Genomic DNA, 12,334 nt, shown 5'->3' with positions numbered 1-12,334 from the left:
AATTTCTCGCGGCGACCTTCGAGAACTGGCAGAGCGAATGGTTGCAACTGGTGTTCCAGGCGATCCTGCTGATGGGTGCCCGGCACTGGATCTTCAAGGTCGAGGCCGAAGACATGGAGCGCATCGAACGCAAGATCGACCGCATCCAAGACCATCTCGGACTCCCCACACCGCCACCGAGTAACGACGGTCCCGCGTAACGGACAGCGCAGCTGCACCTCCCGGGCGACGAGGGCGGCTCCGTGCCCCTGTAGGGATTCACTCGCCCCCGGCGAATACGGGAACATCAACTCGGGCACCGAAGCGGCACCACACGGCATCGTCATTCACACATCAAGCCCTTCGTCAGGGCAGGACATCTGTTGCATGACTAGCGAATTCGTTAACGGGATAGGCAACCGGGCTGAGGATTCCGACAAGTTTCCTGAGAAACCCACAGACGTTGAGAACGGCGTCGCCACAACAGGATGGTCGGTCGGCGGGTGTGGGCGGCAGTGTCCCTGATGGCCGAGGATCGCACCCCGGCGAGGAAAATCAACTTCGTGCCGCCCCGGCATTCGCAGCTCTCCGCCTCCGAGCCCTACCCGCCGACGATGTCCGTCACCGGTATCGGCTTCCTGCCTCACCGATGCGGACAGTCACCTGTGCGGTGTCCGGCGGTGATCGAGGACGATGGCCACTAGTCCACACACGATCAGGCCGACACCGACGCCGAGGTGGATCCAGGTGTCGGCGGTGCCAGGCGGCCGGGCGCTCGACGACCCGGGAAGGTCGATGAGCTGCTCTCCGGCCCACAACATCAGGTAGGCGGCTCCGCCGACGACGAGAAAGACCCGCGCCGCCCGTGCGGTGCGGGCCGAGATCAGTCCCCCGATGCCGAACAGCAGGTGCTCGACATTACGCAGGATCGACACTTCCAGCAGGCCGAACAGTTTGGTACCGGTGCTGGAGTCGGCGAAGGACAGCCGATCGTAGTCCGACGTGATCTCCGGAAGGAAGGCGAGCGCACCGACGCCCAGAAACACCGCGCCGATCCCGAGCACCACGTTCTGCACCCACATCCGCCGGACCGCAGTGTGCTCCCTCATGCCCGGATCACACGGATCGACCGCCGCCACCGACGTCGTCATCATCATCGAGTCGGTCGGCGAGCAGAACCTTGCCATCGATGGCGCCGGCGCGGCTGGCCACCTTCGCCCGCCGGAAGAACTCGGCCAGTTCCGCATCACCGACGCGGTCGGCCGCCTCGATGGCCTCCTGCAGGCACGTCATGTTGTTCAGGCAGGTGTGCACGAACCCGAGCAAGGCAGCGTCGGTCCGGGCCCGGGCCGGTGACGTCCCGGGTGTTCGCTCGCTCATTCACCGCCTCCTCCCACTCTTCGGTGGGTCACCGAATCCTGGTCTGCGTCGAGGGCTGCAGCCGGACGGGTTTTCACCCGGTGTTCCACTTGTCCGCTCGTTTACGAGTCCCGGGGTACGCGGCTCGAAACGCCGTCACCTCCCCAAACGCCACCGTTGCCCGCAACGCCGCACATCTCGCGCGGGCACTGCGGCGGCAGTCGTACCCGGCTGCCGAGAGCTAACGGCCGCCCCAGAATAATGCCCCGGTTTGATCGCCTAGGACCAGGGCACCCAGCGGGCATGACGAAAGCCCTTCGCGCAGCCATCACCGCGATCTTCTTGATTGTGCTCGCAGGATGCGGCACAGACGAAGACTCGGCCCAAACCTCCGACCAGCTCAGCAGCGCGCCCTCGGGCAGTGCAGTGGTATCGAGTGCGCGGGAAGAGCTCGATAGCGCGCAGGAGACCGCCGAAGCTCGTCTCGATGACGCCAAACTCGCCGCGTTCGTCGTATCCTTTCGCACCGGCTACGCCGATCTCTCACGAGACCGCGACGACGAGGACATCGAGCAAATCGCCATCACATCGTGCACGGACATCGCCCAGGGTGCCGACGAACAGGCAGTGAAATCCACGATCGGTTCCCTCGCGGAAAACAACGGAACGCGGCCGACCCCAGAGCAAACTCAGCAGATCTACGTCCTGGTCCGTCCCGCCTGTCCCTGATCACCCGACCGTGCCAGCGACATCGACGCAGGAGTAACTCGCCGCCGGCCTCCGTTCGCGGTCTCCCGATTTCGCCGGAGGGTCGGACGGTCATGGCTACGGAAGGGAGCGAATCCGGGCGCTCATTCGGTGGCAGGGGGTACCTGATCCGGATCGTAGTCATCGACTCCGGCGGCGATCCTTTCTTGTTCGGTGCGGTACTCGAGATAGTCATCGTTGAGGCGGTCAGGGGACTTACCGTGTTCACGTCGATCCCGTGGAGCTTGCTCGGTCGGGTCGATCACGTCGTCGAGGTTCGGTTCCTCGGGTTGATCGGTCACAATTCCTCCTCACCTTTCCGTGCCCTTCGCGTACCCCCGGTCCCAGTTGTAAAACGACCGACTGAGCTCGGTCCGTGGTCGTGTCCTCCCGCTGGGTTCGTCGACAGTGTGAGGACGTTGACGTTCTCGGCACGTACACCTCCCGGACGGGGATCGGGATCCCGGCGTCGTGTCGACGCTGCCTGGTGAATCGAGCACGATCGGTTCATCTCCCATGGGCCGGCAGGTCTGGTCCTCGCCGACCGTCTGCCTCGAGATGCGCGGCCACGGCCATGGTTTCCAGCACAAAAAGAAAGAACCGGGTCGGTGAGCTAGAGGGCTCACCGACCCGGTTTTCGTGGAGCTGCCGGGAATTGAACCCGGGTCCTACGCAGCAAAGCTAGGGCTTCTCCGTGTGCAGTTTGCTATGCCTCTACTTGGATCTCCCAGTCTCGCAAACAAGCCAGGATGACGATCCCAGTCGCTGTTAGTTGTCCCGTTCGGCTCCGCGACCGAGCCGAACGGTAAAGCCCTCTAGCTGATGCCAGTACCCGGGCCGAGGGCGAGCCCGGACTGACAGACACGCAGTCGCTACTTAGGCAGCGAGTGCGTAGTCGCGCTGATTGGAATCGGCGCTTATATGTTTGCAGCGACGCTTACGGTGGTCTCTTGCCTGCACCGACACGCTTCCCCTACCTCAACGTACGCAGTCGAAACCGTTCAGCCCCGTACGTGCCCACACTCCCGCAGGCCGATCATTACAACGCCGCCGTGCCGGGAATCATTCCGCAGGGCAAGCACTGTGCCCGCCGCCTCATCCTCTTACGGTGCCCGACCGTGCGTCGAATGTGTGCTGGTGCCGCGTGACACTTCCGCGACAGGATGGGTGTGAACAGCGGATCGAGGGGCATTCGAAGACCATGACGTCGAATGCGGGCGAGCGCGTGCCCTCCGATGCCACCGTTGCCGGATATCTGATCCAGCTCCTCGGTGACCGGAGCATCCCCGCTCTCGCCGAGGAAGTTCTGGCACTGGTGTGCCCCCCGACGCAGTCGGGGCGGTACTCGTACAGCGGGGTGCTCGGGTGGGTGATCACCGCGATCGCGATGGTGATCGTCGACCAGGAGAGCGGTATCGAGGACGGTGACGTGCTCGTGCCCGCCGTGTCCGCCACCGAGGGCGAGGAGCTCGCGGCTGAGGAACTGACCGCGTCGTTGCGTGGACTGTTGGGGACGGTGACGGCTCAGCTCACCGGCGAGCATGTCGCCGTCCGGACATATCTCGCGGCGGCGGGGCGCCTACCCGACCCGGTGGCCCGAGCGGAGATCCTGGTGGACGCGTTGATGTGTCTCGATACCTTGCTCGACGTTCCGTTCCCCGATCTACCGGATCGCCTGCAACTGCCGTCGGACGGGATGAATGGGTGAGGACGACGGGGGTACTCGATGCTCGAGTACGACGAAACACCGGGTAGAAGGATCAGGCATGACAGAGCAACGCGACGTCATCGAAGTCCTCACTCACGATCACCGCAAGGTCGAACGGATGTTCGCCGAACTGGAGGGACTCGATGTCTCGGGGAGTGCGGGCGCCCCCGCCCGAAAGAAGGATCTGGTCGATCAGATAACCATCGAGCTGGTCCGCCACGCTGCGGCCGAAGAGGCGGCGCTCTATCCGGCGGTGAAAATCGAGCTCGGCGAATTGGAAGCGGAACGGGCCACCCACGGACATGCCCGCGCGGAAGAAATGATGCAGCGCCTCGAGCCCCTGGCACCTACCAATTCCCGGTTCGACACCGAACTGGCCACGTTGATGCGCGAGATCCGAGGCCACGTCGCCGAAGAGGAAGGCGTCCTGTTCCCCCGCATGCGCATGGTCTTCACCGCCGGAGAACTCCTCGAACTCGGGCGGAAAGTGGAATCGGTCAAGAAGCTCGCGCCGACCCGCCCGCATCCTTTCGCCGCCGACGAGCCACCGGCCGCGACGCTACTCGGCCCGATCGCCGGACTACTCGACCGCCTCCGCGACGCCATCACCCGCCGCGGCACGGAGCGGTGAACCTCGTCGAGGCGCTACACGGAGCGCACCACCGTCACACACCGGTAATGCTGCGTCCCCGCATCTTTGGCGGAACACACACATGAGTGGAGGACAAATGAACCAGGAAGAATTCGTCTCCGCAGTTCGCAGCACCGCGGGGCTCGACACCATCGAACACGGCGAGAGCGCGATACGGGCGACGCTGCGGGTGCTGGGCCGGCGGCTGTCCGGTGGTGAGACGCAGGACCTCGCCGCGCAGTTGCCGCCGGCGTTCACCGATACCCTGCCCGCTACCGGGCCGGGCGAGCGTTTCGGGGTCGATGAGTTTTACGAAAAAGTCGCCGAGGACGAGGGCCTGGGCTGCAGCAAGGAGCAGGCCCGTCAGCACGCGCGGGCGGTGATGGCCGCATTGAAGGCATCCCTGACCGGCGGCGAGTTCGACGACGTCGCGGCGCAACTACCCGATGATTACGCCGATCTCCTCGGCACCGGACCCGTCCAGCATTAGCACATTCGCCCAAACGCCGACTCTGATGATCGAGGTACCGATGACCATCGACGCCCACGCCACCACCGATCACGAGAAGATCCGGCGGTGGATTCAACAGCACGGCGGTGTGCCGGCGAAGGTGACGGACGAGGCAGCAGAAGACAGGCAGGGCACGGAAAGGTTGTTCGTCGACTTCACCGGCACCGAGGAGGGACCACCGTATCTCGAGCATGTTTCCTGGGACGAGTGGTTTACCTTGTTCGATGCCCACGACTTGGCATTCCGCCTGCCGGACAAGGAAGACGCCATCGAATATCAACTGGTTCCCGGCAGCGCACCTACCGCCCAACATCGCCGGCAGACCCGCACCGCCGAATAACACCGCCGGTGAGCGGATGCGCGGCACGCGTCCGAATCGAGATTGAATCGGCCGAGGACACGGGCATCACCCTCGCGTGAGGATGACGCGCGCGAATGACTCCGGTGCATCCCGGGCGCAGCGGCGCAACAATCATCGACCGTGCTGGCGCGGTGCGGACCGGAGACACAACAATCATCGACCGCACCGTCGAGTACCCGCCCGCCGTTCAAAGATTGGAGCCGCCGAGCCGGGCCGCGAGCAGTTTCTTTCCTTCTCGGCCGCCCTTGCGGCTTTCGGTCTGGGCCCGCCGGAAGAAGTCGGCGAGTTCGGTGTCGCCGTCGCGTTCGGCGTCTTGAATGTAATTCTCCATGCGCAAGGCATTGCTCAACGAGGCTTCGACGAACCAGATCAAGTTGTAGTCCTTGTCTTTCGTACCGGTGACCACGCCGGTCTCTTCATCACTCATCGCTCACTCACTCCTGTGTTACCTGTCGAAACGTGATCGTGCGTGCACTGACCGCGTTACCCGATCATTGAGCCAGCAAACAGGAGAAACCCGGGTCGGCGGAGGGTCCGCGAACAGTCTCCGGTGCGACCGCCCGAACACGCCAATCATCGAATCGGTCGCCATTTCGAGTGCACCGGAAGACTGGGACGTCGACGTCATCAACGGCCGCGGGCAGGCTTTCCGCCAGCCGACAAGGCGCTGGTGTTGTGACCGAATGCTGAGAGGCGCGAACGACTATTCGAGGCCACCGAGCAATGGGGGCCGGGGGCACGAAAACAAAAGCACGGGCGGGCGTCGGCGCAAAACCTTGGTTTGCGTGTCCGCGGCATTCGTCGCAATCGCCGAATGCCGCCAGATGACGGATCGTAAAATGTTGACCGGGCTCTTCAACCGGTGGCGGCGCGATCGGCGACTTCGCCGCCGTGCCCGGATTGGCGGGCGCAGTGCGCGCAACAATAAATGGTGTCGGCAGCTTCGACGCCGTGGCCGAGGATGCGGCAGCCGCAGTGATCGCACTGCGGGGCCATCGCCTGGACGGCGCATTCGAAACTGTCGAACACCGAGGACCGGTCACCGCGGGTGACCGTGAAGGACTTGTCGTAGTCGTTGCCGCACGTTTCACAAATGGGCATTCGCCGCATCCTCTCCGGTGCTTCCAGTGGTTCGATTGTCGGTGGGTACCCGACGATCGAGCACGCAAACCGGCGTTGGGTGCGGTAGCACGGCACCGGCGAGGTCCACGTCGCCGCCTCGTGACCTCCGGTTACGCCCGAACTGCTTGACTAACTGGGTAGCTCCGCGAACAGATCAGCGAATCATGGTTCGGTGACGCTATTTCAGCGGTGACCACGATCCAGGCAGGAGTCCGGGACTACCCAGGCCGGCAGCGAAAAATGTCCTACTTCCTGGTGCTCGTGCGGCTCGTGGACTGGGCGAGGGGGAAGAAGTCGGCGAGGTCCCGTCTCGCCGCCCCAACCTGGTTCTGCGATCTGCCTGTGTCTGATGCCAATGATCACCCACTCGAGGCGCAGCCCCGCACAGCTCCCGAGCCAGCGGGGCCAGTCAACAACATTGGCAGGTGGGCTGCGTCAGAAGTCCGTATCGATGCAGGCCAGGCGCTCGCCGGCCATACCGGCCTGGCCGGGACCGGTCATGGTGCGCTGCGCGTGCAGCACCACGGACTGGGCCTCACCGCCGCGGAACTCCCAGTTCACGGTCGTCGACGCCTGCGCGGCGCCGCTTTGATCGGTGGTGATGTCGAGCCAGATCTCGTTCTGCGGGTTGGCGTAAGCCGGGTCCGTCGACGGACTCTGTGGGGTGGCCGCGGGATCGGCATCGTTCTGATAGTGCGGCCCCGAATCCGGCGGCTGCGGTCCACACCGCTGGGTATGCACGTGCACCCCGAAATCACGGTTGGGGGCGAGACCGGTCGCGTTCAGTGTGACCGTCGTGCGGCCGTCCTGCTCCTCGGAGTCAATGGTCACGGCCGAACCCACGGGGACGGCGGCCTCGTCGTAGGTGAAGGCGTTGTCGTCGCCGACCTCCCCGGGTAACTGGAAGGCTCCTTCCGGTGCGCCGGGCAGCGGAGTGGGCATGCCGGTATCCGTGGTCTCCAGGGAGGTGGGGGGCGCCTCGACTCGCTCCGTCGATCCGTTGTCGTTGCCGCATCCGGCCGCCACGAGGGCGGTCAACGAGGCGCCTGCGATCAAGGTTGCGGAGCGTGTGTTCATGATTGTGCAGTACCCGCCAATGCGAGATGTGAACCGTCGATCCCCGCTTGACTGACCTCCCCGAACGGTGCGGCGGGATGGGTCCGCGGCGCCACAAGATGGGGGTCGGGATACCGGTCGAGGTTCGGTCAGCTGGATGTCGAGGGGCGGAGACGGCGCCAGCCTGCTGTCGGCATGGAAGTGGGGGATTTGGGGCTGTTCGGCCCATATGTCCACAGCGTTCCTCTGTTTCCGGTCTCGGCTTTTAAGTCCATGACAGCGCATCTCGGCACCCCGTCGTGCGGCTGCCTCGGTGGCACACGGCCGGGTATCCGGTTCCGGAAACAAGGTCAACGATTCGCCGCGGTGCGTCCGGTTTGGCGGGCGCCGGGGGTGGGTAGCGCGCACATATGGCAGCGAAGACGTTCCAGGACCGAGCAGACGCCGGACGGGCTCTGGCGGTGCTGCTGGACCATTACCGCGACCGTGACGATGTGGTGGTGTTGGCCCTACCGCGTGGCGGAGTTCCCGTCGCGTACCAGGTGGCTAAACGCCTGAGTGCCCCACTCGATGTGTTCGTGGTCAGAAAGCTCGGTTTACCCAGGCACCCGGAGTTGGCGATGGGCGCCATCGCCAGTGGCGGTGTGATGGTGACCAACGACGATGTGCTCCGCGCCGAGCACGTCGACCCCTGCGATCTGCAGCGGGTCACCGAGGCCGAGGGTCGCGAATTGCTGCGTCGGGAGCGGGTCTACCGGGACGGCGCCCCGCCCCTCGACGTCGCCGGGAAGACGGTGATCGTGGTCGACGACGGGCTTGCGACGGGCGCCACGATGCGGGCCGCGCTCGAGGCACTGCACCGGTTGGAACCGGCGCGAACCGTGGTCGCGGTCCCGGCCGCGTCAGAATCGAGTTGCACCGAGCTGCGCCGTCTCGCCGACGAAATCATCTGCGCCACCACCCCGACACCGTTCTACGGTGTGGGTGCCTCCTACTGGGACTTCGATCAAACCAGCGACGAGGAGGTGCGCTCCCTACTGGCCGCCGCATCCGCCGGCTCCACTGCCGTCGACGAGGGCAACGAGGTCGCGATCGTTTCGGCGGCGAGCATGGCTTGTCCGAACGGTGTCCCCAAGGACGAGGAATTCTTCGAGTGGGTCGGTGACGCCCAATTCGTGCTGATCGGGGAGGCCTCGCACGGCACCCACGAGTTCTACGCCGCCCGGGCCGCGATGACCCGGCGCTTGATCGAGGAGAAGGGTTTCTGCGCGGTGGTGACCGAGGCAGACTGGCCCGATGCCTACCGGGTCAACCGGTACGTCCAGGGCCGGGGCGAGGACAGCACACCCGAGTCCGCGCTGGCCGGGTTCGAGCGGTTCCCCACCTGGATGTGGCGAAACACCGTGGTTGTCGACTTCATCGAGTGGCTCCGCGCACGCAACGACGCAACGCCGCAAGCCCGCGACAAGGTGGGATTCTTCGGGATGGACTTGTACAGCCTCTACCGCTCGGCGGCGGATGTGATCGCCTACCTCGACGACGTCGACCCACAGGCCGCGCGCCGTGCTCGCGAGCGCTACCGATGTTTCGACAGTCTCGAGGGGGACGGACAGAACTACGGCTTCGCGGCCGCGTTCGGCGCCGGTCAGTCGTGCGAAGACGAGGTACTCGAGCAGTTGGTGGATATGCAACGCCATGCCGTCGAGCACGCCCGCCGCGACGGCATGATCGCCGAGGACGAGCAGTTCTACGCCGAGCAGAACGCCCGGCTGGTCCGGGCGGCCGAGCAGTACTACCGAACGATGTTCGCCGGCCGGATTTCCTCCTGGAATCTGCGCGATCAGCACATGTTCGACACCGTTCAAGCTCTCCGGGAACACCTGAATACTCAGCGTGGCGAGCCTGCGAAATTAGTGGTGTGGGCGCATAATTCGCATCTCGGCGACGCCCGCGCGACCGAGATGGGCTCGGCCGGAGAGTTGAATGTGGGTCAGCTGATCCGTGATCACTACGCCGACCAGTGTCGGATCATCGGTTTCAGCACCTACAGCGGGACGGTCACTGCCGCCGACGACTGGGGAGGGACCGCCGACCGCAAGCAGGTGCGCCCTGCGCTGTGGGGAAGCATCGAGAATTTCTTTCACGACGTCGGGCAAGCCGAGTTCTGGTTGAGGTTCGACACTCGGTCCCGGGCAGCGCAGGTGCTGTCCTCCGGGATGCTTCAACGCGCTATCGGTGTCATCTATCGGCCCGATACCGAGCGGCAGAGTCACTACTTCCGGGCCCGAGCCGCCGAGCAATTCGACGCGATCATCCACATCGACCGCACCACTGCGCTGGCGCCCCTCGAACGCACCCCACAATGGCAGGACGCGGAGCCGCCGGAAACCTATCCGGCCGCCGTGTAACCGGAACGGACATCCCAACGGCAACTTGACGAAGGCAAGGTGGTAATCCCCTCAGGGATACGTCCTCGGCGAGTGGGTTGGTGTTTCTCATCCGGTCACGGTCGAACCGGCAGGGTGGCACTCGTGCCTACCCCCAGCGCGAGAAGACTCATTCGCCTTCCGAGGTCGGCCAACCCGAGCCAGGTTTCCATCGGTGAGGATCATCGCGGCGGCACCTCGGGATGCTGCGGTGGCTGAACGGCAGCCTCTCGGTCACGGCGACCGGATGAGGTGTCGATTCAGTCGAATTTCTCTCGAAGCTGCGCCAGTGTCCTGGTGAGAATGCGGGAGACCTGCATCTGCGAGACTCCGATTCGCTCGGCGATCTGGGTTTGGGTCATCTCCCCGAAGAACCGCAATCTCAGCACAGTTCGTTCCTGCTCCGACAGAGTCGCCAGCAGTGGGAGCAGCGTGTGATGATTCTCGATGAACTCGAGACCGGGATCGTCGCGCCCGAGCCTGTCCAGCAGTGCCCCATCGTCCTCGTCGCCGGCACCTCTCCGCGAGATTCGGTCGATCGACTCGATCTTGTAGGCGCGGCGGGCGAGGAGTCCTTGGGATACTTCCTCCGGGCCGAGATCGAGTTCGGTGGCCAATTCGCTCAACGTCGGGGCACGGCCCAACTCTTGCGCAAGGTCGGCCGTGGCCCGGTCGAGCATGCTGTGCAGTTCTTGTAGCCGGCGCGGCACATGGACCGACCAGCCGGTGTCGCGAAAGTGCCGACGTATCTCTCCGATGATGGTGGGAACAGCGAACGAAAGAAATGCGAACCCCAGGCAACGTCGAAGCGGTTGATCGCCTGAATCAACCCGATCCGGGCGGCTTGGAGCACGTCGTCTACCGGTTCTCCACGGCCGTGGAATCGGCGGGCGATGTGTTCGGCGAGGGGCAGGCACCGTTCGATCAGTTGCTCCCGGAGCACGGCCCGTTGCGGATCATCCTCCTCGAGCGCCGCCATGAGCTCGAAGATCGCGGCCACATCGTCGTATCGATCTCTTTCGGTACGACGGGCAGTCCGATTCCTCATCGGCACCCACCGAGGCCCGCGGCAGCGAGGGCCCGGATCCGCGGGCCGAGTGCACCGGTCAGGTCTGCAGAGCTGATCGGCGCGCACACGCTCGCGGAGCGCAGAAGATTATCCCGGATGCGCGGGCCCGCGCGCACGGGCCCTGCGGTGCTGGGCGGTACCGTCACAAGCAAGAACGTTGCCCGACAAACCCCGGCGCCACAGCAAAACGGGCACCGGCGTGTCACCGAGCGTGCCACAGAACCCGACACAGCAGCAGGTCCGGGCGCGGTGACCCGTCCACCGGAGATCGTGGGATCGAAGTGCGCGGCGTTGGCCCCGAGAGCCCGCGGACTTCTTGTGGCACTGACCACACACGGCTAGCAGATTCGCGAGAACTGGGGGAACCGTAGAAGGTGGGGTTCCGGTGACCACCGGTTCCGCTAGAGCACGGGCTGCTCTTCTTTTTCGCTTCCTCGACTCGGCCCGCTACTGCGCCGGTCTCGCAGCCTTCGGTCCGCCGCCACCGACACCCCCGGGTCTTTCGGGGCTGGCGTGGCATTCATTTCCGATCCAGGAGATGGTGGCGTGGTGGTGTCCGCGGTTGTTGGCCCGTGCGACCAGTCAGGCAGCGATGTCATGCAGTTTCATGTTCGCCTGCTGCGAGGCGGCCACAAGCTGATCGAAGGCCTGATGAACCCGCATCCAGCGAGCCGGGGACGCGAAACAGGATGCGGCGCATGCCCGCCGGTTCCCGCTTTTCTCGGGGACCCGATGAGTGTTCTCCCGGTCTGGGCGGGTATCCGAGGGTCATGAGTTCGGACGACGGTGGCCGGGCGTATCCGCAGGCCCGGTTGCTCGCCGGACGGTTGATCGCCCTGGTCGCCGATCGAGACTATGCGGCGCTGTCGGCGGAGTTGTCCCCGCTCGTGCACGCGCCAGGTAATGCGCCGGGGCGGCGGGGCTTCTACGGGGATGTACTGACCTGGCTTGTCCACTCGCTCGCGGACGTGGTCACCGCCCGCCTCGGCACGGGGCAGAAGGGGCAGTCGTTCGTCCTCGAGGTCCGGACCACCGCGGGCCGCACAATGGGTGCCGGCGATCTCCCGCCGGAGCAGGGCCGGGTCGCGCAGTCGGTGCTGGCGTTGCTGGCCGATGACCGCGGTGCCGCCCGGGCTCATCTTGCGGCGGCCGAACACGAACCCGACCCGGCGGTGCGGGCCACCACCCTGGTCGAGGCCTTGATCTGGCTCAACGCACTGCTCGACGCCGAGACCACCGCGCTTCCCGATCTGCCATCCCAGTGATAGCCGGAGGCCTGCCCACACGCACTCACTCGGGGACTGTGTACAGCGTAATCTCGAGGGCACGTCCGGCAGGCCCGGCCGCCGTATTGGCCAGGTCCAT

Annotated in this window: 13 protein-coding genes, 1 other RNA gene and 2 pseudogenes; 8 read left to right on the top strand and 8 right to left on the bottom strand. The window is 65.1% G+C overall.

Going from position 1 to position 12,334, the window contains the following annotated elements:
- A pseudogene (locus tag MLGJGCBP_RS23670) lies at positions 1–200 on the top strand (DUF6766 family protein); the annotation flags it as partial.
- A gap of 438 nt (positions 201–638) precedes the next feature.
- On the opposite strand, the gene MLGJGCBP_RS23665 reads toward MLGJGCBP_RS23670, so the two are convergent.
- Together MLGJGCBP_RS23665 and MLGJGCBP_RS23660 are read right to left on the bottom strand one after the other, a co-directional pair.
- The gene (locus MLGJGCBP_RS23665; RefSeq protein WP_236581319.1) at positions 639–1,088 is read right to left on the bottom strand and encodes a DUF4383 domain-containing protein; all 450 of its coding nucleotides are present in this window, start codon (positions 1,086–1,088) and stop codon (positions 639–641) included.
- A 7-nt stretch (positions 1,089–1,095) separates the two neighbouring features.
- On the bottom strand, positions 1,096–1,359 hold the full coding sequence (locus tag MLGJGCBP_RS23660) for a hypothetical protein (protein ID WP_160098475.1): 264 nt from the start codon (positions 1,357–1,359) through the stop codon (positions 1,096–1,098).
- Between the two features lie 282 nt (positions 1,360–1,641).
- Between MLGJGCBP_RS23660 and MLGJGCBP_RS23655 the strand changes: the two genes are divergently transcribed.
- Entirely contained in the window at positions 1,642–2,067 is a 426-nt protein-coding gene (locus MLGJGCBP_RS23655) for a hypothetical protein (protein ID WP_160098473.1), read from the top strand.
- A 122-nt stretch (positions 2,068–2,189) separates the two neighbouring features.
- Here MLGJGCBP_RS23655 and MLGJGCBP_RS23650 read toward each other — a convergent pair whose 3' ends face one another.
- Complete coding sequence (locus tag MLGJGCBP_RS23650) at positions 2,190–2,387, bottom strand: hypothetical protein (RefSeq protein WP_160098471.1); 198 nt, start codon at positions 2,385–2,387, stop codon at positions 2,190–2,192.
- Positions 2,388–2,722: 335 nt separating this feature from the next.
- Positions 2,723–3,094: a transfer-messenger RNA gene (gene ssrA / locus MLGJGCBP_RS23645) on the bottom strand.
- A gap of 192 nt (positions 3,095–3,286) precedes the next feature.
- Here ssrA and MLGJGCBP_RS23640 point away from each other — a divergent pair.
- The 4 genes from MLGJGCBP_RS23640 to MLGJGCBP_RS23625 all read left to right on the top strand — a co-directional run bounded on the left by MLGJGCBP_RS23640 (position 3,287) and on the right by MLGJGCBP_RS23625 (position 5,275).
- Complete coding sequence (locus MLGJGCBP_RS23640) at positions 3,287–3,793, top strand: hypothetical protein (protein WP_160098469.1); 507 nt, start codon at positions 3,287–3,289, stop codon at positions 3,791–3,793.
- 58 nt (positions 3,794–3,851) lie between these two features.
- Positions 3,852–4,424: a hemerythrin domain-containing protein gene (locus MLGJGCBP_RS23635; RefSeq protein WP_160098467.1), complete on the top strand. Its 573-nt coding sequence runs from the start codon at positions 3,852–3,854 to the stop codon at positions 4,422–4,424.
- Between the two features lie 97 nt (positions 4,425–4,521).
- A complete protein-coding gene (locus tag MLGJGCBP_RS23630) occupies positions 4,522–4,914 on the top strand; it encodes a DUF2267 domain-containing protein (RefSeq protein WP_160098465.1) in 393 nt (130 codons plus the stop codon).
- Between the two features lie 40 nt (positions 4,915–4,954).
- Positions 4,955–5,275: a hypothetical protein gene (locus MLGJGCBP_RS23625; RefSeq protein WP_160098463.1), complete on the top strand. Its 321-nt coding sequence runs from the start codon at positions 4,955–4,957 to the stop codon at positions 5,273–5,275.
- Between the two features lie 208 nt (positions 5,276–5,483).
- On the opposite strand, the gene MLGJGCBP_RS23620 is transcribed toward MLGJGCBP_RS23625, so the two are convergent.
- From MLGJGCBP_RS23620 to MLGJGCBP_RS23610, 3 genes are all read right to left on the bottom strand, one after another.
- Entirely contained in the window at positions 5,484–5,723 is a 240-nt protein-coding gene (locus MLGJGCBP_RS23620) for a hypothetical protein (protein ID WP_160098461.1), read from the bottom strand.
- 428 nt (positions 5,724–6,151) lie between these two features.
- The gene (locus MLGJGCBP_RS23615) at positions 6,152–6,397 is read right to left on the bottom strand and encodes a hypothetical protein (protein WP_160098459.1); all 246 of its coding nucleotides are present in this window, start codon (positions 6,395–6,397) and stop codon (positions 6,152–6,154) included.
- Between the two features lie 456 nt (positions 6,398–6,853).
- On the bottom strand, positions 6,854–7,495 hold the full coding sequence (locus MLGJGCBP_RS23610; RefSeq protein WP_160098457.1) for a superoxide dismutase family protein: 642 nt from the start codon (positions 7,493–7,495) through the stop codon (positions 6,854–6,856).
- A 389-nt stretch (positions 7,496–7,884) separates the two neighbouring features.
- Between MLGJGCBP_RS23610 and MLGJGCBP_RS23605 the strand changes: the two genes are divergently transcribed.
- Positions 7,885–9,882 (top strand): erythromycin esterase family protein, encoded by a 1,998-nt coding sequence (locus MLGJGCBP_RS23605; RefSeq protein ID WP_160098455.1) that lies wholly within the window; start codon positions 7,885–7,887, stop codon positions 9,880–9,882.
- A 278-nt stretch (positions 9,883–10,160) separates the two neighbouring features.
- Here MLGJGCBP_RS23605 and MLGJGCBP_RS23600 read toward each other — a convergent pair.
- Positions 10,161–10,948 (bottom strand): annotated as a pseudogene (locus tag MLGJGCBP_RS23600) (SigB/SigF/SigG family RNA polymerase sigma factor).
- 791 nt (positions 10,949–11,739) lie between these two features.
- Here MLGJGCBP_RS23600 and MLGJGCBP_RS23595 point away from each other — a divergent pair.
- Positions 11,740–12,234 (top strand): hypothetical protein, encoded by a 495-nt coding sequence (locus MLGJGCBP_RS23595; RefSeq protein WP_160098453.1) that lies wholly within the window; start codon positions 11,740–11,742, stop codon positions 12,232–12,234.
- The last annotated feature ends 100 nt before the right edge of the window (positions 12,235–12,334 follow it).

It is taken from the genome of Rhodococcus sp. T7 (assembly GCF_009872365.1).
GTDB lineage: Bacteria > Actinomycetota > Actinomycetes > Mycobacteriales > Mycobacteriaceae > Rhodococcus_F.
Note: the sequence above shows the minus strand (reverse complement) of the source record. Positions and strands in the feature narration are given on the sequence as shown.

What these genes read in the sequence shown, in the direction of transcription:
- MLGJGCBP_RS23665 (WP_236581319.1), bottom strand. Translation starts at nt 1,088, where the DNA reads ATGAGGGAGCACACTGCGGTCCGGCGGATGTGGGTGCAGAACGTGGTG.
- MLGJGCBP_RS23660 (WP_160098475.1), bottom strand. Translation starts at nt 1,359, where the DNA reads ATGAGCGAGCGAACACCCGGGACGTCACCGGCCCGGGCCCGGACCGAC.
- MLGJGCBP_RS23655 (WP_160098473.1), top strand. Translation starts at nt 1,642, where the DNA reads ATGACGAAAGCCCTTCGCGCAGCCATCACCGCGATCTTCTTGATTGTG.
- MLGJGCBP_RS23640 (WP_160098469.1), top strand. Translation starts at nt 3,287, where the DNA reads ATGACGTCGAATGCGGGCGAGCGCGTGCCCTCCGATGCCACCGTTGCC.
- MLGJGCBP_RS23635 (WP_160098467.1), top strand. Translation starts at nt 3,852, where the DNA reads ATGACAGAGCAACGCGACGTCATCGAAGTCCTCACTCACGATCACCGC.
- MLGJGCBP_RS23630 (WP_160098465.1), top strand. Translation starts at nt 4,522, where the DNA reads ATGAACCAGGAAGAATTCGTCTCCGCAGTTCGCAGCACCGCGGGGCTC.
- MLGJGCBP_RS23625 (WP_160098463.1), top strand. Translation starts at nt 4,955, where the DNA reads ATGACCATCGACGCCCACGCCACCACCGATCACGAGAAGATCCGGCGG.
- MLGJGCBP_RS23620 (WP_160098461.1), bottom strand. Translation starts at nt 5,723, where the DNA reads ATGAGTGATGAAGAGACCGGCGTGGTCACCGGTACGAAAGACAAGGAC.
- MLGJGCBP_RS23615 (WP_160098459.1), bottom strand. Translation starts at nt 6,397, where the DNA reads ATGCCCATTTGTGAAACGTGCGGCAACGACTACGACAAGTCCTTCACG.
- MLGJGCBP_RS23610 (WP_160098457.1), bottom strand. Translation starts at nt 7,495, where the DNA reads ATGAACACACGCTCCGCAACCTTGATCGCAGGCGCCTCGTTGACCGCC.
- MLGJGCBP_RS23605 (WP_160098455.1), top strand. Translation starts at nt 7,885, where the DNA reads ATGGCAGCGAAGACGTTCCAGGACCGAGCAGACGCCGGACGGGCTCTG.
- MLGJGCBP_RS23595 (WP_160098453.1), top strand. Translation starts at nt 11,740, where the DNA reads ATGAGTTCGGACGACGGTGGCCGGGCGTATCCGCAGGCCCGGTTGCTC.